This window comes from Sphingobacterium sp. UBA7855 (assembly GCA_002500745.1).
Classification (GTDB): domain Bacteria; phylum Bacteroidota; class Bacteroidia; order Sphingobacteriales; family Sphingobacteriaceae; genus Sphingobacterium.
The window spans coordinates 258,825-281,441 of the sequence record DLST01000010.1; the positions used below are offsets into that span (position 1 = coordinate 258,825).

18 protein-coding genes are annotated in these 22,617 nt (G+C 39.4%); 12 read left to right on the forward strand and 6 right to left on the reverse strand.

Translation table 11 applies throughout. From position 1 onward, the window contains the following. Window positions 1-28 precede the first annotated feature (28 nt). The 4 genes from B2107_RS07265 to B2107_RS07280 form a co-directional block, all read right to left on the reverse strand. Window positions 29-910 carry a helix-turn-helix domain-containing protein gene (locus B2107_RS07265; RefSeq protein WP_293954541.1) on the reverse strand — a complete coding sequence of 294 codons (882 nt, stop codon included), beginning with the start codon at window positions 908-910 and terminating at the stop codon, window positions 29-31. Window positions 911-1,199: 289 nt separating this feature from the next. Next, complete coding sequence (locus tag B2107_RS07270; protein ID WP_293954543.1) at window positions 1,200-3,731, reverse strand: TonB-dependent receptor domain-containing protein; 2,532 nt, start codon at window positions 3,729-3,731, stop codon at window positions 1,200-1,202. A gap of 154 nt (window positions 3,732-3,885) precedes the next feature. Further along, window positions 3,886-4,575: a LytR/AlgR family response regulator transcription factor gene (locus tag B2107_RS07275; RefSeq protein ID WP_293954546.1), complete on the reverse strand. Its 690-nt coding sequence runs from the start codon at window positions 4,573-4,575 to the stop codon at window positions 3,886-3,888. Next, a complete protein-coding gene (locus tag B2107_RS07280) occupies window positions 4,565-5,605 on the reverse strand; it encodes a sensor histidine kinase (protein ID WP_293954549.1) in 1,041 nt (346 codons plus the stop codon). Before B2107_RS07280 ends, B2107_RS07275 begins: the two co-directional genes overlap by 11 nt. Before the next feature lie 396 nt (window positions 5,606-6,001). On the opposite strand from B2107_RS07280, the gene B2107_RS07285 reads away from it, so the two are divergent. Beyond that, the gene (locus B2107_RS07285) at window positions 6,002-6,988 is read left to right on the forward strand and encodes a Gfo/Idh/MocA family protein (protein ID WP_293954551.1); all 987 of its coding nucleotides are present in this window, start codon (window positions 6,002-6,004) and stop codon (window positions 6,986-6,988) included. A gap of 248 nt (window positions 6,989-7,236) precedes the next feature. Then, a complete protein-coding gene (locus B2107_RS07290; protein ID WP_293954554.1) occupies window positions 7,237-8,520 on the forward strand; it encodes a Gfo/Idh/MocA family protein in 1,284 nt (427 codons plus the stop codon). A 179-nt stretch (window positions 8,521-8,699) separates the two neighbouring features. On the opposite strand, the gene B2107_RS07295 is transcribed toward B2107_RS07290, so the two are convergent. Next, on the reverse strand, window positions 8,700-9,566 hold the full coding sequence (locus B2107_RS07295; protein WP_293954557.1) for a cold-shock protein: 867 nt from the start codon (window positions 9,564-9,566) through the stop codon (window positions 8,700-8,702). 206 nt (window positions 9,567-9,772) lie between these two features. On the opposite strand from B2107_RS07295, the gene B2107_RS07300 reads away from it, so the two are divergent. The 9 genes from B2107_RS07300 (at window position 9,773) to B2107_RS07340 (ending at window position 18,222) form a co-directional block, all read left to right on the forward strand. Continuing rightward, window positions 9,773-10,498, forward strand: a complete 726-nt coding sequence (locus B2107_RS07300; protein ID WP_293954560.1) for a response regulator transcription factor — start codon at window positions 9,773-9,775, stop codon at window positions 10,496-10,498. 10 nt (window positions 10,499-10,508) lie between these two features. Then, window positions 10,509-11,867 carry a HAMP domain-containing sensor histidine kinase gene (locus B2107_RS07305; protein ID WP_293954561.1) on the forward strand — a complete coding sequence of 453 codons (1,359 nt, stop codon included), beginning with the start codon at window positions 10,509-10,511 and terminating at the stop codon, window positions 11,865-11,867. 125 nt (window positions 11,868-11,992) lie between these two features. Further along, window positions 11,993-12,478, forward strand: coding sequence for a hypothetical protein (locus B2107_RS07310; RefSeq protein ID WP_293954563.1), 486 nt, complete (start codon window positions 11,993-11,995; stop codon window positions 12,476-12,478). Between the two features lie 67 nt (window positions 12,479-12,545). Continuing rightward, window positions 12,546-13,547, forward strand: a complete 1,002-nt coding sequence (locus B2107_RS07315; protein ID WP_293954565.1) for an ABC transporter transmembrane domain-containing protein — start codon at window positions 12,546-12,548, stop codon at window positions 13,545-13,547. Beyond that, window positions 13,537-14,898, forward strand: coding sequence for an HlyD family secretion protein (locus B2107_RS07320; protein ID WP_293954566.1), 1,362 nt, complete (start codon window positions 13,537-13,539; stop codon window positions 14,896-14,898). Before B2107_RS07315 ends, B2107_RS07320 begins: the two co-directional genes overlap by 11 nt. A gap of 7 nt (window positions 14,899-14,905) precedes the next feature. Continuing rightward, a complete protein-coding gene (locus B2107_RS07325; RefSeq protein WP_293954568.1) occupies window positions 14,906-16,336 on the forward strand; it encodes a TolC family protein in 1,431 nt (476 codons plus the stop codon). 147 nt (window positions 16,337-16,483) lie between these two features. Further along, window positions 16,484-17,002: a hypothetical protein gene (locus tag B2107_RS07330; protein ID WP_293954570.1), complete on the forward strand. Its 519-nt coding sequence runs from the start codon at window positions 16,484-16,486 to the stop codon at window positions 17,000-17,002. Continuing rightward, window positions 16,989-17,489: a hypothetical protein gene (locus B2107_RS07335; RefSeq protein ID WP_293954572.1), complete on the forward strand. Its 501-nt coding sequence runs from the start codon at window positions 16,989-16,991 to the stop codon at window positions 17,487-17,489. Before B2107_RS07330 ends, B2107_RS07335 begins: the two co-directional genes overlap by 14 nt. Next, window positions 17,473-18,222: a YoaK family protein gene (locus B2107_RS07340; RefSeq protein WP_293954574.1), complete on the forward strand. Its 750-nt coding sequence runs from the start codon at window positions 17,473-17,475 to the stop codon at window positions 18,220-18,222. Before B2107_RS07335 ends, B2107_RS07340 begins: the two co-directional genes overlap by 17 nt. Window positions 18,223-18,230: 8 nt before the next feature. Here B2107_RS07340 and B2107_RS07345 read toward each other — a convergent pair whose 3' ends face one another. Beyond that, the gene (locus B2107_RS07345) at window positions 18,231-20,741 is read right to left on the reverse strand and encodes a kelch repeat-containing protein (protein WP_293954575.1); all 2,511 of its coding nucleotides are present in this window, start codon (window positions 20,739-20,741) and stop codon (window positions 18,231-18,233) included. 363 nt (window positions 20,742-21,104) lie between these two features. Between B2107_RS07345 and B2107_RS07350 the strand changes: the two genes are divergently transcribed. Continuing rightward, on the forward strand, window positions 21,105-22,562 hold the full coding sequence (locus tag B2107_RS07350; protein ID WP_293954577.1) for a glycoside hydrolase family 76 protein: 1,458 nt from the start codon (window positions 21,105-21,107) through the stop codon (window positions 22,560-22,562). Window positions 22,563-22,617: the final 55 nt, after the last annotated feature.

Sequence of the window (22,617 nt, forward strand, 5' to 3'; positions counted from 1 at the left end):
CTTTAAATAATTTGTTTTTTTAATCATTTTAAGAATTTTTAGACGGGAAGAATAGTTGTTGATATGCTGATGGAGACATTTTTTTTTGTTTCTTGAAAAAATGCGAGAATGTAGACAAGTCTTGAAACCCGAGTTCAATCATAGTCGTCTTGATCGGATTGGGCGCAGTGCTTAGGAGATGCATAGCTTCTTTTAATAAGCGCCGGTGTATCAATTTAAGTGGCGCAACACTCATATGGTATTTAGTGAGCTTCCTAAGTGCGTTTTCAGTCATATTAAGCGCATCTGCATAATAGGCAACATCATGTTGCTCCTTGTAATGTAGCTCGATCAACTCCAGGAATTTATTTAAAGTTACTGAAAGGGATGTCGATTGGGGATATCCCATCCGATCCATCAGAATACGACTAATTTCCTCTAAGCTAATTGATGCACGCTTCCCTAAAAGTGGAAATAGCGGTTGAATTCGAGAAAGTTCCGATCCTATTTGTTGTAAATCGGTACGTAGTTTTTCAAATTGATATTCTGTGATGTCTATTATAGGATTATGCCTTAGTAACGTCATATTGATAGGAAGGCTAAGACATAGCTTTTCGAAATTTTGTCTAGAGAGTTTAAACTGATAAGCAGTAGTCTCTTCCATACAAGAAAAGGAACTTGACTGTCCTGGAAAAATTAAATGAATTTGATAGCTTTCTAACGGATACTTTTTCTGGTCAATGAGATGAATACCACCTTTTGATTGCAATAACGTAAATACAAATTTTTCATTATTCTTAACTTGAATGGTATAATTTGTAACTCTCCATAATTTGAATAAAAAGCCTTGCTGTTCGACGTGTGAACCGCAAACTTTTACATTTCCTGCACAGAATGTAATCCATTTTAATGCGAGATGATAATTTAGCACTTTTTTTTAACTATTTTTTAATTTTTGCAGGCATATTTGGCGGATGTTTCCACTTTCTATGCACACGTGAAAAAAAATTATTGATGTATTTGGCGCAGTCGACGCTCAAAAATTTTTGGTTGAAAAACTTTTTTGATTAATGTTTCTAGTATTCAAGTTAATATTTTTTTTTGAAATCCGAAATTTTTATTGAAAAATAATCGATCAAATAATAAAATTCTTCTTTGGGCTATTCAAAAAAAACGGGTATTTTCGTTAAAAAATACCCGTTTTTATAATAAAATGTTCGCTACTGCATTTGTATGCCTTCCATGGCATTCGTATTTTTATTTTTCTTAAACATGTTCATATCCATTTTTCCAAAGCGGTAGGAAAGATTCAATTTGATCAATTGTGGATTTGAAAGACGGTAATAGGTTTGGGAAAACCCTTCTCCGGAGGAAACGATTGTATTGCCTCGTGTTCTGAAGATATCATTGATTGCCAGAGTTGCTGAGGCAGCCTGATTCTTTAAGAAACTTTTTTTGATGGCAAAGTCGATACCATAGAATGGTTTGATATACCCTTGTGAAGAGCTTTGCGCTTGGTTCATGGGTGGGCCAAATGTTTGAGCCTGCGTTACTGGCATATTTGTTTTGCCCTGATATTCAAACGCAAGCTGCAGATTCCAGTTTTTCTGCAAATTGAACGTATTGTTCAATTTTCCAAATACGGTCCACATACCTTCCGATGGTGTTTGTTCGTCGACTTCAATTTTAGAATTGTAGAAGTTAAGGTCTGCCGTCAGATCCCACCATTTTTTAAGCGTATTGGTGTACGTGAATTCTGCGCCATAATTTTTGCTGGAGTTGGCATTGATATAGGTGTTAATGAAGTCCATTTTGTTTGTGACCGGATTCAGCTCCTGCGTTAGGTAGCGTGTAATTAGGTTATTTGTACGCTTATAATATACCGTTGCCAAAAATGTACCTTTTCCATGTGTACGACTATAGGACAATTCGCCGGATGTAGTAAATTCAGGTACAAGGTCAGGGTTACCACGGGTAATATTTAAGCTATCCGTGTAGTCAACAAAAGGGATGAGCTGAAAGAAGTTCGGACGGTTGACACGACGGGTTACGCTCATCTGTATTTGGTCTTTTTCGGTTAGCTTTTTGCTCAAGAACAAAGAAGGAAATAAGCTCAGGGGATACTTGTTGTGGAACTTTTCGTTTGTATTCAAAAGTTCACCGTCGTACGTTGAGCTTTCTGCGCGCAGCCCAACTTTATAGGATACCCAGTCCTTGAGGTTTCCTCCAAGTGAGGCATAGGCTGCATAGACGCTGTTCTTATTGTTATAGTTCGCTGAAGCTGCGGTGATATTCTCAAAATCATCTTTGTCCACGGCTTTTAAGGAATTATTATTGAGATTTTTGAGTTTATTGATCTGTGCACGTACACCAGTTTCGAGTTTCATGCCATTTTTGAATGGTTTGACATAATCTGCCTGCACAGTCATGAACTTATTATCACCGGAACCGATGTTTTTTTGGATTTGAGTTCCGCTGATTTCCCTGCTTCCATTGCGGTAATTGGTGGTGTATAAACCATTGGATGTGTTGTTACCGCCAAAATAATTGAAATCCACAGATAATTCCTCGCCTTCAGTTTTGAATTTTTGGACGAGACCAGCTTGCAATCCACGTGGCTTAAAGCTTCTTTCAGATTCGGAAATCCGATCGCTGAGTGATTTGTTATTGCCAGAGGTGGTTGAGATCGACGAGTTCTCATTCGGCTTAAATTTACCCTGAACCAATACGCCGGCTACAGATAGCGTTGTTTTGGGACTTAAGTCGTAATCTACGCCGAGCCGGCCAAAGGTAATCATACCTTTTGTTTTGCCTTCAATATCTTGATCTACTGTTGATTCTATACCATTAATTGTACTGGTACGGTGGCTGTCGCCCTCGGTGTTGGTCCGCATGCGCATATTCATTCCCGTCAGTGAGATATTGAATTTATTTTGACGCAGATTTAAACTACCCATAAAGTTGGTCCCACCAAAGCGGTCTCCACCTAAGGTGACCATACCATTGTATCCAGCTTTCTTATTTTTCTTCAGAATAATGTTGAGGATACCGGCCATACTTCCAGAAGCGTCGTATTTGGCAGATGGATTTGTGATAATTTCGATTTTGTCAATCACATCGGCAGGAATCTGGTCCGGAGTGAGTGTGGTGGGTTTTCCATCGACAAAAATTGTAGGGGCGGCATTTCTCAGTTTTACGTTTCCGTCGATATCGACTTGTACAGAAGGCATATTTCGGAGTACATCGATCGCTGTACCGCCAGCTGCAACGATATTTTTCTCTACATTGAAGACTTTTTTATCGATGTCCATTTCGAGTAGTGCTTTGCGGCCCGTAACAGTGACTTCATCGAGTTTACGCGTGTCATTGTCCAGTTTGATCGCACCTAGATCTTTGGTTGTTGTTTTGCTATCGCTATAGTCTACAGCTAGATCTATAGGTGCATAGCCTACGGAGCTAATTTTTAGTTTCCATTTTTCTTTTGGTGAAATGGCTGCGAAATTGAATTTTCCATTTTCTGAAGAGCTGGTACTTTTTACGAGAATTTCTCTTTCTTTCCCTGTAGCTTGATCCTTGATAAGCTTCAATAAATTCACGGAAGCTTGTGAGATAGGTTTCCCGTTGCTGTCCACAATCTGGCCCGAGAGCTGACCTTCGGACATGGCGAAAGCAGGACGACCACCTGCAGGGGCTTGAGCGTGTACGGAAGCAACCGCAGTTGCCATTAGCGCTATTGCTATAAATCTTTTCATTTTTTCTTTGCTATTCTACCGGCTACGCGGATTAGGCTGTTCGATAGTACGCAAATTTGAAAAGGATTTTTTAGCTATGCAATCATCTGTAGACCGAAGCGGCCAATGTGTAGACGAACGGATAATTGCATCGATTCAATTTGTGGGGGTAGCATTAGATAAACTGTTCAATATTTTTGATATATTTTTTACCGATAGGAAGTGCGGTTTCAGGTAAGGTGAGTTTGCTTTGGGCGGCCTGCTCAATACGATTTTTATTGACAATAAAGGAATTATGTACGCGGAGAAAGTCTGTAGTCGGTAATATTTTTTCCATTCCGCGTAGGTTACTGCGCGTAAGAAGTGGCGATTCTCGGTCTACCAAATAGATCTTTACATAGTCTTTCAAGCCTTCGATGTAGCTGATTTCATGGAGAAAAATTTTCGTCTTTTTATATTCTACATTAACGATAATATGATCCTGTTCGGGGAGCTGTTTTGCACGGAGCAGCATACCTTCTTCTACTTTTCGGACAGCCGCTGCGAGTCGTTCTTTTGAAATCGGCTTAAGCAGATAATCAATGGCATTTAGCTCGAAACCTTCAACAGCATATTGATGATAGGCTGTGGTGAAGATAACCAAGGGGCGGGTGGCGAGTTCGCGAATAAACTGCGTACCCAATTGATCGGGCATTTCAATATCCAGAAAAATCAGATCGATAGCGTGATTTTTTAAATATTCTTCCGCTTCGGCCGTCGCATTAAATTTATGGACGACTTCGATTTGCTCAAAATTCAACAAGTCGTCTTCTAAAATATTGAGCGCGAAGGGTTCATCATCTATGAGTATACATTTAATCTTCATCGGTCATTAGTTTGAGGGTGACTTCAAAATCTCCAGCATCGGTTTTTCTGATGCTGAGGTCATGTCGATTGGGATACAATAATTGTAATCGTCTGCGTACATTCGTCAGTCCTATACCTTCGTTTGAACGCTGTTCTGTATGTTGTAAGATTTTATTGCGGGATATAAAAATAATGCCACCCGGAGTTTCCTGAAATTGAAACTGTATCTGTGGTGCAGTTTTGCTATCCACACCGTACTTGAAAGCATTTTCTACAAAATGTATGAACAGTAGAGGGGGGATGAGCCTGTTTTTGATGGTATCTTCAATATCTAGGCTTACATTTCCCTCAATCGGAAGACGAAGAGTTTGTAAATCAATGAAGTTGCGCATATGATCGATTTCATTAAACAGCTCAACTTGGGGTCCGTCTACTTCATAAAGAATATAGCGAAGCATTTCGGATAGCTTCACAATAGTCCCTTCGGAATCGGGAGACTGTTTGCGGATGAGCCAACGGATATTGTTGAGTGTATTGAAAAGAAAATGCGGGCTGATCTGAAGTTTTAACATCGTTAGTTCTGCTGTCGTTTTTTCCAGGGCAATCTGTTTATTGAGTTCTTTTTGTCGAGCCTGTTCATCATACAGAAAGATCATGGAAGAAGTAATCATGCAGAGGGAGTAAATAATACCTGGACCGATCACCAGGCGGACAAATAGAATATTCTCCTTCGTCAGATGAGCAAGTTCTCCAGCTGGATTAAAATAGACTATGCTATAATTCAGGGCTACATAAGTGGCGAATCCCAGTGCTATCAATAGTACAAAGATCTTTCTACGGCCGAAAAAATAGGTCGGTGCGACAATGTAGCAATGTAAATAAAAATGGGTAGCTAGGAATATGATATTTACTAAATGCGAGAATGCTGAATAGGGCTTAAAATCTGCGATCTTATCGGGTTGGTAAAGATAGGTAATAAAGGGTAAGAGCAATAGTATTGTCCAGATGACAATATGTAAATAGAATTTTCTGAAAAATCTGCCGATCATGTGATGCCTAATTAATCCCTTTATTTTTGGATAACCCCAAACTTAGATAAAATGCTAATTATATACAATATAAATACCTTTCGAAGCAAAAAAAATATTCATTAAAGCCTGTTGTAAATTCATCTGCCCTTGCTGCTAATCGATATAATGTATAAGCGAATCGATTGAATCCTATGAAAGCGGAAAATAAGCTGAACCGTTGGGAATAGTTTTGTATTTTGCAGGTATAAACTTTAGCATGCAGCAATAAGTCCAAACCGATGGCAGAACATGAATTTGACATTTAATCCGTATTGCGGAAAAAAATCTGTAACCGCTTTGAGTTCTGGTATCACTTAATTGGTCTTAGGTTAGGGAATAATGGGGAGTACTTTAGCAATAATTTGAACAGATTTTATGGAAAATCATAAAGTTGTATGGGGCATCATAGGATGTGGTGATGTCACGGAAAAGAAAAGCGGACCTGCGCTCAATCTTGTTGATAATAGTCAGCTTATAGCTGTCATGCGAAGGGATGCGGCCAAAGCTGCTGACTATGCTGAGAGACATCAAGTCCCTTTTTGGTATTCACAGGCAGAAGATTTACTTGATAATAGCGATATCAACGCGATTTATATTGCAACACCCCCGTCGTCTCATCTTGGGTACGCACTGGCTGCTTTACGTAAAGGAAAACATGTTTATGTAGAAAAACCTGTCACTTTAAATTCGCTCGAAGCTGAATCTTTACTGGAGGAAGTAAAAGCCAGGGGCGGAAAGTTGGTTGTTGCGCATTATCGAAGAGAATTACCTCTTTTTTTAAAAGTTAAGGAACTTATAGACCAAAGCGCAATCGGCGAGTTGAGAACGGTGCAACTACGTTTGTGGCAAAGCAGAATACCAGATTTGGTGACGAAGGGGGCCGGCGATTGGCGTACTGATCCTGCCATTTCCGGAGGAGGTTATTTTTTTGATTTAGCGCCACATCAGTTGGATTTGATGCTCTATCTTTTTGGGATGCCCGTATCCTATGATGGTTTTAGTTTAATTCAGGATGACAAAAGTGCTGTTGCGGATCAAACTACAGGGAACATTTTGTTTAAAAACCAACTTGTTTTTCAAGGAAGTTGGTGCTTCAATGTTGCCAAAGAAAATCAGGTAGACAGGTGTGAAATTATTGGAAGCCTTGGTCGCATTACTTTTTCCATTTTTGGAAATACTGTTGCTATTCATACCAAATCAGAAGAGAAGGAATTTACATTTGACCATCCTGAAAATATTCAATTGCCGATGATTTCGCGTACAGTTGAATATTTCAGGGGTACCGGCCCAAATCCATCTCCAATTGAAGAAGCATTGGTTTTGATGAAGATTATAGATAATTTTTCGGTAATAAGATCATAATACATGACGCTGTTGATACACAGGTGCCTGCTGGAGTATATGTGTCAGTTACTATTGATCGTCTTATGTACCCTTATTTGTTGGGGAGTCCTCTCAGTCATTCAAAGGACTTTAGCTGAGGTTGTTTGTTTAAATTAATATTCTTGATACTAAAGACTAAATGTTATATTAGTGCTATTACTGGGGAGATGCCAAGCTAATCATCTTCTTGGTATTGAGTATAATATCAATATAAACCAAATTGAACAATGGAGAGAAAAGAATTTATCCGAAGCACGGGCCTATTGGCGGCATCAGCATTTTTCGCCCAGTCTAAAGTATTCGGTTTTCAAGCCGATACAGTCCGTGTGGGGCTGATTGGTACCAATGGTATGGGCTGGTCAAATTTGAATGCGATCTTGCATATACCCGGAGTGGAGTGTACAGCATTATGTGATGTCGATGAAAATGTGTTGCGGAATCGAGTGGAGGAATTAAAGAAGCGCCAGATAAATGTAAAAGCTTACGTTGATTATAAAGATCTGCTGAGAGCAAAAGACGTCGATGTTGTTATTATCGCTACGCCAGATCATTGGCATTGCCTACAAATGGTTGATGCTGTTGCTGCGGGGAAAGATGTATACGTCGAAAAACCAATTGGTAACTCCATTCGCGAATGTGAAATTATGGTTGCAGCTGCTAAAAAGCATAAACGTGTTGTTCAGGTCGGGCAATGGCAACGAAGTCAGCAGCACTTCCGAGATGCTATGGATTTTGTCCACAGCGGAAAACTTGGAAAGATACGTCTTGTTAAGGCTTGGGCGTATCAGGGCTGGATGAAGAGTGTTCCAGTCCAAGCAGATGCTTCTGTTCCAGAAGGAGTGCATTACGATAAATGGCTAGGACCTGCTCCTAAGCGAGCGTTTAATCCCAATCGTTTTCATTTCAATTTTAGATGGTATTGGGACTACGCGGGTGGCCTGATGACTGATTGGGGGGTACATATGCTGGATTACGCTTTGATTGGCATGAAGGTGTCGGATCCGGTGTCTGTAATGGCTGCAGGAGGTAAATTCGCTTATCCAGAAGACGCTGCTGAAACACCAGATAGCTTAACTACGGTCTATGAGTTTGAGGGATTCAATGTGCAATGGGAGCAGGCAACAGGGATAGATTTGGGACCTTATCAGAAGAATCACGGAGTAGCATTTATTGGTAATAACGGCACCCTTGTGGTAAATCGCGAGGGATGGGAAGTTATTCCAGAAAAAGGGCGAATGGAGGCGGTCTCTTTTCAACGTTCACAGGATAACGGATTGGACAAGCATATGGTAAATTTTGTTGAAGCCGTTAGAAAGAGGTCAGCAGAAGGTTTAAATGCTCCGATAGAGGCCGGTGCGCATATAGCCATTTTCTCCCAGATGGGAAATATAGCTTATAGGTCTAAAAAGAAATTATTTTGGGATAAACAAAAGCGCAGTTTTAACGATAAAGATGCAGACCAATATTTGGCAAAAGTGTATCACAATGGCTATAACCTACCTAAGGTATAAGATCTGCAAACAACCTTAGTCTATGTGATTTTGCCAGAACGAGTTAATAACCTTTCTTTTGTATGATAGCAGATAAGGACTGAGGATATCTACAAAAGTAAGGCAGACGATTCATCCGTCTGCACTATGTATAGCTGCAATGGTTTGAATATCGATTTTCAAGACGTAATCCATTGCAGCTACTCTTGCAAAAGCGTATGTATTTTTTCAATAGACGTCTCGTTCTCCAAAAATTCAATATAAGGTAGCAAAGGTTCGAGGTCGCTCTTATCCATTGTTTCTACGTCGTCAAATAAAGCATTTACAAAATCAGTGCAGAAGGATTTTCCAAAACTGTAGGTACTAATTCGGGTAAGATCCTCATAATTGATTTCTGTAGCATTCAAATTAAATACAAGTTCAGGAATTTCGTAATCACCTTCCGACGGATAGCCGATATACTTAAACATGCTTTCTTTCCATACACGAAATAAAATTTGATGCGAAACATGTTTTCCGAAGTATTCAAATACCTTGGAAAGTATATCGCCAGCAATTTCCCGTTCAAATATACCGGTAATGCTTTTGTCAATGATTTCGGCATAGGGAATAAAAATTGAGCTATCAAAATTAACATCAAAATTAGCCGTAAGCATTTTGGGAATAAGGTCTTTGGGCTGGATTCTTAAAAGTTGTCTTGCTGTTAAGGAGGTTAAATTGTGCTTTTGTTCTCGACCATGGCTGTCGGGGAGGTGTACTGTATGTTCTTTGTCGAGGAGCGAGATGACGAATTTCCAATCTTCGGGCCTTTTGAGAATCCTGCAGTTATGAGCGAGATAGCCGCTCCTCTTGGGGTCGGCCTTCTTATCACCGACGATAACTTCTCCAGGCTGAATAATATGTTCTGGAGGAATTTTAAACCTACGTATATGTACAAAGAGTTCTTCTCCGGCAGGTAATGCAATCGTACCAAATCCTTTGTTATTGTCGAACCATTTGACTGCGCCGATAAACATGGCTGGGGTTGAGTTTTGTTTCAATAGCATAAAGATAAGTAATAAATGCATTTATTACCTATTGAAAATGAAAAATTTATTCTATAGCACACGTTGCTTGAGCATTTGCTCGCTCGTTCTAACGAATTAAACGTGATGTGTAAAAATAGCAAGTATATTCTTTGATTCGTCTTCAGCAAAAATGGGATTTGTGTCTCTTGAGTCAAAACGTTATTTTTATGGTTTGGATGGGAGTTCATTAAATAGAGCTAAACGTAATGACGAATATAGAGAAGCAAAAAATTATTTTGGTTGAGGACGAGCAGGACGTCGCTGATTTGATTGTACAAGGCTTAGGCGAGGATGGTTATCGAGTCATTCATCTGGCGCGTTCGGAAGGTTTGGAGCAGCTTTTGGCTAAGCAAGATGTCTCTCTTGTGCTATTGGATATTCTTTTGCCGGGAACTAACGGCCTCGATATCTGTAAACAAATCAGGCAATGGGGGTATACGGATCTTCCAGTAATGATGCTCACAGCCTTGGGAACGCCCGAAAATGTGGTTTTAGGGCTTGATAATGGAGCTGATGATTATCTTTCAAAGCCATTTAAACTTATCGAGCTTAAAGCGCGAATTCGATCATTGATTCGTCGGCAACAGTCGATTGTCCAGGCCACACAGCGTGAGCTTCAACCGTCAAAAGACACCTATAGTTATGGTTTTTTAAGTATCGATGATTATAAAAAAACAGCGTATTGCGACGGTCAGGAACTTAATTTAACAAGTACTGAATATCGTTTGCTCTTATTGTTTATTCAAAGGCCGAAAAAGGTATTTGAGCGAACGGAACTTTTAGACAAAATATGGGGAATTAATTTTGATATTGGATCAAATGTTGTCGATGTTTATGTGAATTATCTGAGAAAAAAGATTGAAAAAGTAACAAGAAAGAAGGCCATCCATACGGTTATTGGTATGGGATATGTACTAAAAATTGAAGACTGAATATTTCAAAATGCACAACTATAATCGTAAGCTTATCTACCTTATTGCAATCCTAGTCATATATGTGAGTTGTTTTGTTGGCTTTATCTTTTATTCCGTTACGAATTTTGCTTTTACTGATTTTTATAAGCGGCTGGACCTCCGACGAAATATTGCCGCTGAAAAGTTTCTGAACAGTAAATCTGCTTCCCAAGCAGATCAGTGGAGCCTTGATTTTATTGAAAATCTCAATAATCAACATGAATTTTTGGTTGAATTTGATGGAAAGGATTCTATTTTAAGAAGCCAGGGATTCCACCATGAACTTTGGGATAAGATTAGTAAAAGGGGAACGTCAAATTTCAAGTCGGGCAAGCAATTTTATTCAACTAAATATTTCTCGCAAAACGGTCGTCACTATATTGTTGGGGCATCTGCGGAAAATTATTTTTATACCCATCATCTGGCTTACCTCCGGAACTTGCTCATTATAAGCCTGATTTTAGGTATCCTCTTTATTTTTGTTGTTTCGGTTTTCATGAAACGCTCATTCTTAAAGCCCATATTGACCATGATGAAGGAGGTACAGGCCATTGGTTCCGAAAATCTTTATAAGCGATTGGATGAGGATAAATATAAAGGTGAACTTCATGGTCTTGCACAGACATTTAACCGAATGTTGACGCGGTTAGAGACCTCTTTTGAAACTCAAAAAAACTTTATCAGCAATGCGTCCCATGAACTGAACACGCCATTAACTTCCATTATCGGGCAGGCAGATCTTGCCTTATCCAAGGAACGCAGCAATGAGGAGTACCAACGCACATTATCGAAAATTATTGAATCTGCAGAGCATCTGGAGAAAAAAACAAAAGCACTCTTATTGTTGGCGCGTACAGGTTTTGTAAACAATGCGACAACGTTCAATCCAGTTCGTATTGATCAGATCGTAATGGATGCCGAGCTGACAGTTAAGGCTATCAACGATAAATTTAAGATTATAACAGATTTTAGCCTATTACCAGATGATAGCATGCGACTTAAGGTGAATGGAAATGAAATTTTGCTCCAGCTTGCGCTGTCTAATATTATCAGTAATGCCTGTAAATATTCATCCGATAGAACCGCTTACATCGCATTAGGTGCATTGGACAACAAAGTTTTTATCCTTATCAAAGACAAGGGGATAGGAATACCATCCCGAGAATTAGATCATATTTACGATCCTTATTTTAGAGCTTCCAATACAAGTGGTATCGATGGTTATGGAATTGGCTTACCTTTGGCAAGAAATATCATTAAGCTGCATGGCGGTTCTTTGAAAGTCAACTCTATTGTAGGGGAAGGCACAACTGTTGAAGTGGAATTACCGACTTATCTGCGATTTTAATCCAGTTTTAATTTCAGTACAGTTTTTAATCCAGTTTTAATACTGTTGTCAACTTTCTAATCGAAAGCTAATTTTAGATTCATACCATTGCCATAACTGCGTTTTAACTTTGCTTAAAAAATAGCATGGCTAAAACAACGCGCATATTAATTCCCAGCGATTTTACGGTTGATTCGCTTGATTTTGTCCAGCAGAGTATAGAAGAATCGGTGGCCGAGCAAATTGATATCATCCTGGTATACGGTAATAAAAGCAGTAGTTCAGCAAGTGAATTGCTCGGTATCGGATTGGATGATCAGCTCGATATGCTCCAATCTGAATCTTTCTTAAATGCTTGTCGTGTACTGTATCAGCGTTATCAAGACCGCCACCTCAATATCTTTGCCGATATTTTATGTACAGACAATAAAAACTATCTCCGACATTACCTCCGTGGGCAAGCTGTTGACGAAATTAGAATTCCTCGCAATTATAACTATAAAAAGAAGACACGTCATTTTTTTAATGTTGCTGAAGCGCTTCGAAATGTCGGGGGCCAAATTCATTCGATCGTACTGTTTAGCGATAAGGGAGATCCTTCTCATCATAAAATGGCACTGACGAATGGGTAATCAGCAGAAATTGTCCAACTGTCATTGGATTAAAACATAATATTCAAATTATCTATTTTTTATTTTTATGGCGAAATTACACGGCGGACCATCCCCTTTGCAGCGTCTGGTTAGTCTCCTACATCCAGAACGTAAAACAATCAATTTTATATTTATTTATGCTATCGTCATTGGTGTGTTTAGCCTGACAATTCCAATAGGGATTACAGCGATATTTAATTTTTTAAGCAACGGAGCAATGTATAGCTCTACTTATATTTTAATTGGTTTTGTGCTGTTTGGCGTGGTCATGGCCGGCACTTTACTGATCGGACAACTCACGCTGGTTGAATATTTAGAACAGAAAATCTTTCTAAAATCAGCAATAGAATTTTCGTATCGCCTTCCGCGAATTGATCCCAAGGAATTGTTAGGGGAAAATCTTGTGGAATTGGTGAATCGATTTTTTGATGTGATCATTATTCAAAAAGGAATTATTAAACTTTTGATCGATATCATTGCTGCAGTTGTAACCATCTTCTTTAGCGTGATATTATTGTCCTTTTACCATCCTGTGTTTTTGGCTTTTGGGCTGATCGTGATCTGTGTTGTTATCATTATATTGGCGCTATACTACAAAAGGGGATTAAGGACGAGCATTGAAGAGTCCGAATACAAATATAAGACGGTGGCCTATTTAGAATCTGTTGCGGAGAATATAGCGCTTTATCGCGGGGACAAAGCAAAAATGCAGGCAGTGACAGACAATACAGATCATATTGTCGGTAAATATTTAGGAGCTCGCAATGATCATTTTAAGGTCTTAAAAAGGTTTTTCATAGGCTCTGTCATGCTTCGTACTCTACTGTTTGGGGCGATGCTTTTACTGGGATCTTATTATGTTGTTGAGCGACAAATGACTTTTGGGCAATTTGTTGCTGCCGAAGTCGTCATCGTTCAAATCGGTTATGCTATCGAGAAACTGATGACCAATCTAAATACGATTTTTGATATGCTGACAGGAGTAGTCAAGTTAGCGGCAATAACGGATCTTGCGTTGGAGGAGGACGCTGCTAATTATGTGGATTAACAAGGATGATAAGAGCCAAAAAACAGTTTCGTGGAGAGATCTCTCCCAGGATGCAGTATCTAAACTATTGAAAGAACGTGGATCACTCGTTTTGGGACGCCTTTTGGTATGCTCTGCGGTTATCTTTGCGCTTGCATTATTTCTGCCTTGGAGGCAGACAATTGCTGGAATAGGCACGGTAACCGCGCTTCGGCCCGAAGATAGACCACAGACGATACAAAATCAAATTGGCGGTCGTATCGAGTATTGGGCAGTTACTGAGGGACAGGAAGTGAAGAAAGGTGACACAATTTTGGTGCTTTCGGAAACTGCCCAATCTTATTTTGATCCAATGCTACCCTTGCGTTTAAAAGAGCAATTGCATGCTAAACAAAGCGGTGAGGATGCCGCAGATCAAAAAATGAAAGCCACCGAAGCGCAGATTGTAGCTTTACGCAACGGTTTGGAATTTCAACTCGAGTCTGCAAAAAATAAGGTGATACAGTCTCAAAATCTCGTGAAAATTGATAGTGCTGAACTCGTTGCGGTTGTGAGCTTTTTCGAGACCAGTGAAAAACGGCTTAAGCGCTACGAAGAGGGGTATCGAGATGGACTGTTTTCTCTGACAGATATTGAAACAAGACGTCTAAATCTACAGAATGACCGAGCTAAAGTTGTTAGTGCCGAAAATAAGCTTTCCAATTCAAGGCAATCTTTAACCAATGCACAAATAGAATTAAATAACATTCGTGCAAAATATAACGAGTCATTAGCGAAAGCACAATCGGATTTAAGTTCTGCTTTTTCCTCTAAAGCTTCTGTGCAAGGTGATATTGCTAAACTCAAAAATGAAATTTCCAATATTGATGTGAGAAGAGGGCTATATATTGTTAGGGCGCCACAGGACGGATTTATTGTCAAGACTTTCAAAGCTGGAATAGGTGAAAATATGAAAGAGGGAGAGTCTGTGGCGACATTGCAGCCTAAAACCCCCTTGCTTGCCGTTGAACTGTATGTCAATGCGATGGATGTGCCATTGATAGCACCGGAAAGCGATGTACGGCTACAATTTGATGGGTGGCCATCGATACAGTTTTCAGGTTGGCCTTCAGTGGCAGTTGGTACTTTTGCAGGAAAAGTGTCGGTTATCGATAAAGTGAGCAGTACCAATGGTCAATTTAGGATCTTGGTGAGCGCAACAGCGCCGGTCCCTGAAGGGGATGAACCCTGGCCGGTCCAGTTAAATCAAGGGTCAGGGGTATTCGGAAGAGTTATTTTAAATAAAGTCCCTTTATGGTACGAGATATGGCGACAGTTAAATGGATTTCCGCCGAGTTTGGAGCGTGAACCTAAGGATAGTGGAAAAAAGTGATTATGCTATGAGCAAATTGAATCTCATTTTTATTGTATTGTATGTTTTTCTATGCCATTTGCTTCCCGCGCAGGAAAAGGAGAATACGGCGAGAAAAACGTTCACTTTGGGCGACATGGAGGCACTTTTGATGGCTAACCATCCGATTGTAAAACAAGTCAATCTATTGAGTGAGACGGCTAAGGCGCAGGTGATGCAGGGATTAGGTAAGTTTGATCCGACTATCAATGCAAGTTTTAAAAATAAATACTTCGGCAATAAGGAATACTACAACGCGTGGAATAGTGAGCTGAAAATTCCACTTTGGTTGGCTGGAGCCGACCTTAAAATTGCTTACGATAGGAATGTCGGTGACTATACCAACCCTCAATCCAGGACGAACAGCGCTGGCCTGTCTGCCGTAGGCTTAAGTATACCACTTGGACAAGGATTAATTATTGATAGCAGAAGAAATACGTTACAGCAGGCAAAAGCAATGGTACGCTATTTAGAAGGCGAAAAGATAAAGCAAATCAATAGCATTTGGTTCCAGGCAGTCTCAGATTACTGGAATTGGTATTTTGCCTATCAGCAGTATCAGTTTTTACTGGAGGGTGTAAAATTAGCAGATCAACGTTTTAAGGCCATCAGTGAGCAAACCGTCTTGGGTGATAAACCTGCGATTGATTCGATTGAGGCCTCTGTCGTGGTCAAAGAAAGGTGGATAGAGCTTTCGAAGTATGAAGCCGAGTTAAAAAATGCCCGAATTATGTTATCTAATCACCTTTGGAATGATCAGCAATTTCCAGTGGAACTTCCAGATTACGCAGTTCCTCATAAGGCAGCTGGCGAAATTCTCTTGCCGGACAACAAAGTGATCCATGCGCTTCTTGATTCAGCCAAAATTGCCCATCCTGAATTGATCAAATTGGCGAGTAAAAATCAACAGCTCGAATTTGAGGAACGCTACCGTAAGGAAATGCTCAAACCAAAATTTACGGTTTCAGGAACACTGATATCAAGCCGCCGCAGTTTCAATGATTTTATACCAACACAGTATGATTTCAACTGGCAGAATTATAAACTTGGGTTTGAATTTGCATTTCCCCTATTTATCCGCAGCGAAAGGGGTAAATTAAAAGAGGTAAGAATTAAGTTAGATCAATTGCACTACGAACAGGCGGTTACGGAGCGCAACATTTACAATGATGTTATTAGAAAATACAACGAATTAACAGCGTATAGCACGCAATTCGAACTTCATGCGTTGAATGTGAGTAACCAAGAACGTTTACTTAAGGGAGAGTTAAACAAGTTTGAACTAGGTGAATCAACCTTGTTTGTGGTCAATAGCAGAGAAAGCAAACTGATCGAAATGCGCATAAAGCAAGAAAAGCTTTTTACGGATTTTCGGAAGGCACTGGCAGAATTATACTACAAGGCCGGAACCAAATTTTAATCTACGTATTCTTTTTAATCTGATTTTAATCTGCGCATTCTTTTTAATCTCATTTTAATATCGGTTTGAACATTCTAATAGAAAGTTAATTCCAGATTCATTCGATTGCCATGGTGGCCTATTAATTTTATATAAAAATAATTGGATATGGCAAAGGCAACGCGGGTATTAATTCCAAGTGATTTTACAATTGATTCGCTATTTTTTGTTATTCATAGCATCGAACAATCGACGGCAGAAGAGCTTGACATCATTCTAGTCTATGGGAATAAGAGTAGTACTTCGATCAGTGAATTATTAGGAATCACGTTGGAAGACCAACTTAGCAATCTTCAATCCGAAGATTTCTTGAAAGCCTGTCAAATGATCTGTCATCGGTATGAAAATCGTAAGCTAACAATCTATACCGATATCCTCAGCTCGGACAATCTCAATTATTTAAAGCATTATTTGCGTGGAGCTCGGATTGATGAAGTCAAAGTTCCAACAGATTATCAATTTGAAAAAAGAACACGGCACTTTTTTGACGTGGGACAGGCTTTGCTTCATTTGAACAGAAGTAAACAGAAAAATGTGAGGATCGTCGAAAAACCTGGAACAAACAAAACAGGGAGAAATGTGTTAGCGGATTTATTTTTTAACAAAAAATGGGATGTTAATTATTAAGAGAAAAATACTGGCAAAATTCAACTTTGTATTGTTGACTTTTCTGCTTTTGGGAGCGAGTTCAATGGTTGTTTTTTATGAAAACCCTGAGCGGCTTTTAGAAGGCGAATGGGAAGAGCAAGGTTGGTACTTTGAGAAAGTGGAGAAGTCGCCTATGTTTAAGAAGCAGACTGTTATTCATGAAGGAATAAAAGATGCCGCAATAGCTCATCTTCCGCCTTTGCAGGATGGGTTATGGCATTTTGAGAGGATGGGTGATAAAAATTTTATTGCCCATCATGAGGATCAACAATACAACTGGTTTTTGAAGGGGAGGGGGCACATCCTTGAGCTTCGAAAGAATGATGAGCTTATTGAAAGCTTTGTTATTCAGAAGCTCAACAAAAACCAATTGGTGCTGCACCTTAATTTGGATATGCAGACAAAAGGTATAGCGCGTATCGTGTTGAAAAAAGGAGGAAAGGAAAAATATGCTGAGAAAATATAGCAATCATAGGACCATCGAAGATAATATCAAGTTGGGCGGGATTACCGCTTTTTCGGCGGGAATGGTCAATGTCGCTTCCGTTATCGTCTTCTTCTCGTTTACATCCAATGTAACCGGTTACTATGCTGTTTTTGCCCAGGAGATAGCGAAAGGGAATTGGTATCAAGGGGCAGTGGTGTTGTTTTGGATATTACTTTTTTTGACGGGAAGTATGATTTCGAATCTTATCATTATCCATGGTAAAGGACGCTTTAGTTCCTACCTGACTCATTCTATTCCCTTGGCATTGGAAATACTGAGTATATTGTTTGTAGGCATATATCTGGATGTCTTTTATGAGGACTCTTTAAAAGAAACAGAGATACTTGTTGGCGCATTATTGTTTGCGATGGGATTACAAAATGGTTTAACGGCGAGCATATCAAATTTTGTCGTAAAAACGACACATTTAACCGGCTTGACGACAGATCTTGCCATATTAATTTCGATGTTTACAAAAGAATCAAACCGAAATAATAAGGCATTGGTGGATAAATTTCATTTGCTCTTGAGCATTGTGTCAGCTTATGTACTTGGTGGGCTTTTAAGTGGTATTTCTTTTACCTACTTATCGAACAAAACTTTTTACATCGTCTGTTTTGTTCTTCTAATTATCGGCTTGTACGATCATTACAAGTTGTATATGCTGAAAAAGCAATTTGTAAATCGTCATCGTGGGGGGGCGGCGACCTAAAATGGGGGCTATATAATTTTATCCAGTTGGTATGGGAAATCTTCGTTCATCAGCTGTTTATAATTGAGGCAGAATTGTTGAAATTTTATACGGGCATCCTCTTGCTGATGTAAGGCAAACATCGCTCTTACTTGAGAGAATATAGCCTGCTCATTCAAGGGATCCAATAACAGTATGGCATGTGCTAACGCAATGCTTTTTTTATGTTGATGTTCGAGATCCGCTTGCTGAAGTTTCGCTAGAAAAATAGGAAGCAAACTTTGTTCAACTTCAGTTTTTAGGGTATCAAATACAGGGTGATCCAATCCCTGTAAGAACTTTCCCCGCTGAATGACTTGAGTTAATCTGCTTTCATTGATGCACGATGGATCAACCATTAACTGGATACATGCTACATAATCACAATAGAATTCTTCTGTTGTTTCAATAATAAATCGGCCCTTCTTATGCACAAGTTCTATTCCTGTAAATTCGTTTAGTACTTTTCTTAAATGGTTGATCGTGACTCCTCGCGAGTTCTTGACCTTATCTTCTGATTTGTCAGGCCACATCATCTGGCTGAAGTATGGAGAACTTATACCCGATCGGTGGGATAGAATGAGGCAAAATGCCTGCTTAAGCTTTGTGCTAAATAAATAGGAGACATCCCGTTTGTTTCGATCAAACGCACGAAACTCACCGAATAGAAAAATTGCATTCGGACGAACAAAATCGTCTTTTTTTGGCAATTCAGCGGTCACTGCTATTGGGTGTGTGATAAGTGCCGTCTCTTCTAGTAGATTAGTTAATTGTCTTTTTCCTTTTCTTTGCCTCCAAATAAAGTAGATACTCAATCCAACTATCCCCAATATCATCAAGAATAGAAATATCTTGCGGTGAGAACCATATCTAGGAAAGCTGTTTAGCTCAGACAGACTTATAGGAATCATGTTTAATGAATAAACCTTTAATGTCGATTGGATATCATCCTTTGATTCCTGAACCAACACTAGGAGTCTGCCTAACTGCTTATCCATATAAAGTTGGGCATGCGTACTTATTTTATCCGAGTAGATCGGGACGGAGTCGCCTACTATGGCAAAACTTCCGTCTTGAATCGAAAAGCGATAAAGTTGAATATTGGATTTTGTTAGATACTCTGGATAGCATAGAGCATAAAAGTGTGCCTCATCTGGAAAGACCAAACCTCGGGCTGGCACGATATGCTTGTCTTTCCACATGATGTCCCATTTTTTAATGATTTTCTTACTGTTCAAATTAATCTGATAAAAATCATACAGATATTTTCGCCCAACAATATGTTCTCCCGATTCATTGCCCATACCTCCGAATATATAGGCGGTATGATCTTCGGTACCTTTTCCAGCGGTAAGAAAATAACGCGGGAAGATTTTATCACCTGACCATCCCTCTACGGTTTGCCATTTGTTGGAGTCGACATCGTAACGTCTAAATTCATCACTGTATGTCATATTGCCATAGCCCCCGAAAATATAGAACTGCCGATTTCTTTCGTCATAAAAAGAGCCATGATGATTTAGCTCCTTCTTGATCAGGTCGTAACTCTCGACTTTCCATTCGAAATTTTTAAGATCAAGACTGGCGACTGTAGGACCTAAATAAGATTGCGTATAAAAAAGTTCATAAACATAGAGTTTATTTGTCGTAGAGTCGATGAAATTGTTTCCTAAAACCAGTTTAACAGGACAGGGGTTTTGAAACGCCAGCTTATTCGTTTGATTGGTTTTTACATTGTATATGGTTATGGAATCCTGATTAAAATAATAAATCTCTTTCGTTCGCTGATTGTAACATGAGCCAGCTTGTGACGGTGAACTGTTCGAAAAAATATTTTTCCATTTGTAAGAATCTAGCATTAGCCATGTTGGATTGGAAACACTCCCGTAAGCATTGCCATCTTCATCGTGGACAATATGTCCCGCATTCTCCTTTAGCGGAAAGAAGTACTGATGCGTTGCATTTCCAATACGTACATTTTTGATCGACATCATGGGTACATCAATCAGATAATCACTTTTTCCAAAAACAATTCGGGGACTGTATACTCGCGGTAGCTTGACCTTTGGCGATTCAAACGCTTGATCCTGGATCTTAAGCTTAAAGACTTGCTCTTCAAGATCAAAGGTCAACTGAATGTTTATCCATTCCTCCTTAAATAGTCGCTGCTGATTTATTTTTGCGATGATCAGACTAGTCTTACCTTCTTCATTCAGGCGGAAAATACAGTTTTCTCCCTCTTCATCATAAAACAGATTATATATCGTGTTGTTGTCCTTATTCTTGACACGGAAAATATTACCTAAAGAGTTTGATGCGTAAATGGATAATTGAAATGCTAAGGTAAACTGCTTCTCGAATGAAATCTCCTTTTTATTAAATAATTCGTAGGAGGTCCGTTTATCTATAGGTTCATGGCCGGCGCTAAACTTGAGCCCCTGAGATAGGGATAGTATCGGAATTAAAAGTAAAAAAACAATATATAGTGTACAGCGTGGCATAGCACAATCAAAAACTTAAACCAATTAGTCGTCGACAATGAGCTGCTTATGTTACCTGTTGTCTCTTGTCGGCTTTTAATGAAATCGTAATAGTTAGGATATCCCTTACCAATATATCTAACAGCGTTAAAAGTATGCAAAAAAATGCGGCCAATAAAATAAAACCTATGTTACAATCACCAAGTTGTATTTGTATCATTAATGATAATATAAAAACAAATGGGGGCTAGGGTTATCGTTTTATTTTTACGTTTTAACCCAAATTTAACCAAAAAAATAATCAGTCAATACTACCTTGCGTTCGAATTCCTACAGGTATTTCCGGTAGAAACTCGAACTAATTATAAATCGAAAATATCACTTATGAAAGTCTTTAAAAAGCTGCAATTTGTTATTGTTGCTTCTATATCCATGATGATTGTTCCTTATGGGTATGTCGAGGCACAAAAATCTTTTCCCGCTGCCGATAGCAATAACAGCCGCACTGTTCAAGAGCAAAACTTACGCCGTTCGATGGAACTTTTTGACCGGTCAATGGAAGTTTATTTCTCGGCCGATCGACAAGCTATGTATCGTTTTTATAACCCGGATACAAAGGTGCGCTCCCAAGAAAAAGCAAGTGTATGGATGTATTCCGCTTCGATAGAAGCTGTCAATGCCATTTTAGGGGGGCTTAAGTCGCAGAAAGAAAAGGGGAACTATCGTTTATTCGATCAAAACTATAAACGCTATGTTAATCTTTTGGCGGAGCTCCATGGTAATGCAGCCTATTATTTAGGTTCCTTCAACTTTACATCCTTTACACAGACAAAGGACTGGACAGTGTACGCTGTGGATCGTGTCGGGGAAAAAGGCAAAGCCAATGTAACCGGCGTACTCAATGTTTATGACGATCAGATGTGGATGATACGGGGGTTGATAGAGGGGTACCGGCTGACTGGTAAAGATACTTATCTAAAGGAAGCCGAGTATCTGACTGCTTATGTTCTGGATGGATGGGACTGCACACGCGATAATCGGGGGCATGAAAATGGTGGAATACCTTGGGGACCGGGCTATGTCACAAAACACGCCTGTAGCAATGCACCAATGGTTAGCCCGCTGGTTTGGTTACACGAAATTTATAAAACCAAGAAGGACCTGATAACATATCGATATATTGATATAGAAGACAAACAATCCCGCCGTTCGAAAACGATTCGGAAGAGCAAGTATTATTTGGATTTTGCTAAAAGGATTTATGCTTGGCAAAAGGATCATCTATTGAACGATAAAGGTGTATATGATGATATGCTGGGCGAATGTTATCCAGATTGCAGTGTTGCCTACGAAATTGTGGATGGTATAAAGTACCGAAAAAATACCCAATTGAGGAGAGCTGTTGGGACCTCTTTTTCGTATAACAGCGGTACAATGATTTCTGGAGCTGCCGATCTGTATCGGGCGACTCAATCAAAAATCTATTTGGAAGACGGAGAGCAGTTGACCGATGCGAGTTTCCAATATTTTGCTACACCGGGTTCGCAGGTTCCTACACACTATACTTATGCGTCGGATGGGTTTAATAACTGGTTTAATGGAGTATTGCTTCGAGGATTTCTTCAGATTTCTCCAGTTTTCAAAAAAGCTGGCAGCTATAAGAAATCCTTTCAACAGAATTTAGACTATGGATATACACACTTTTTGCGTTCAGGCTTATTGCCGCAAGATCTTCTCGGGGGGTGGCACGCAGACACAGGTAAAAACAACCTAGAGGGGATGTTCATGTTTGCCTATGCGGCACAGTACGCCATGCTATCTCAGGATCATGACGGGAAATAACCGGATGAGGTAGAAGATCAATGGAAGCAAGATTTATTTTAGTAACAGATATCAA

Coding starts and splice junctions, on each gene's coding strand:
- B2107_RS07270 (WP_293954543.1), bottom strand. CDS start 3,731: ATGAAAAGATTTATAGCAATAGCGCTAATGGCAACTGCGGTTGCTTCC.
- B2107_RS07275 (WP_293954546.1), bottom strand. CDS start 4,575: ATGAAGATTAAATGTATACTCATAGATGATGAACCCTTCGCGCTCAAT.
- B2107_RS07280 (WP_293954549.1), bottom strand. CDS start 5,605: ATGATCGGCAGATTTTTCAGAAAATTCTATTTACATATTGTCATCTGG.
- B2107_RS07285 (WP_293954551.1), top strand. CDS start 6,002: ATGGAAAATCATAAAGTTGTATGGGGCATCATAGGATGTGGTGATGTC.
- B2107_RS07290 (WP_293954554.1), top strand. CDS start 7,237: ATGGAGAGAAAAGAATTTATCCGAAGCACGGGCCTATTGGCGGCATCA.
- B2107_RS07295 (WP_293954557.1), bottom strand. CDS start 9,566: ATGCATTTATTACTTATCTTTATGCTATTGAAACAAAACTCAACCCCA.
- B2107_RS07300 (WP_293954560.1), top strand. CDS start 9,773: ATGACGAATATAGAGAAGCAAAAAATTATTTTGGTTGAGGACGAGCAG.
- B2107_RS07305 (WP_293954561.1), top strand. CDS start 10,509: ATGCACAACTATAATCGTAAGCTTATCTACCTTATTGCAATCCTAGTC.
- B2107_RS07310 (WP_293954563.1), top strand. CDS start 11,993: ATGGCTAAAACAACGCGCATATTAATTCCCAGCGATTTTACGGTTGAT.
- B2107_RS07315 (WP_293954565.1), top strand. CDS start 12,546: ATGGCGAAATTACACGGCGGACCATCCCCTTTGCAGCGTCTGGTTAGT.
- B2107_RS07320 (WP_293954566.1), top strand. CDS start 13,537: ATGTGGATTAACAAGGATGATAAGAGCCAAAAAACAGTTTCGTGGAGA.
- B2107_RS07325 (WP_293954568.1), top strand. CDS start 14,906: ATGAGCAAATTGAATCTCATTTTTATTGTATTGTATGTTTTTCTATGC.
- B2107_RS07330 (WP_293954570.1), top strand. CDS start 16,484: ATGGCAAAGGCAACGCGGGTATTAATTCCAAGTGATTTTACAATTGAT.
- B2107_RS07335 (WP_293954572.1), top strand. CDS start 16,989: ATGTTAATTATTAAGAGAAAAATACTGGCAAAATTCAACTTTGTATTG.
- B2107_RS07340 (WP_293954574.1), top strand. CDS start 17,473: ATGCTGAGAAAATATAGCAATCATAGGACCATCGAAGATAATATCAAG.
- B2107_RS07345 (WP_293954575.1), bottom strand. CDS start 20,741: ATGCCACGCTGTACACTATATATTGTTTTTTTACTTTTAATTCCGATA.
- B2107_RS07350 (WP_293954577.1), top strand. CDS start 21,105: ATGAAAGTCTTTAAAAAGCTGCAATTTGTTATTGTTGCTTCTATATCC.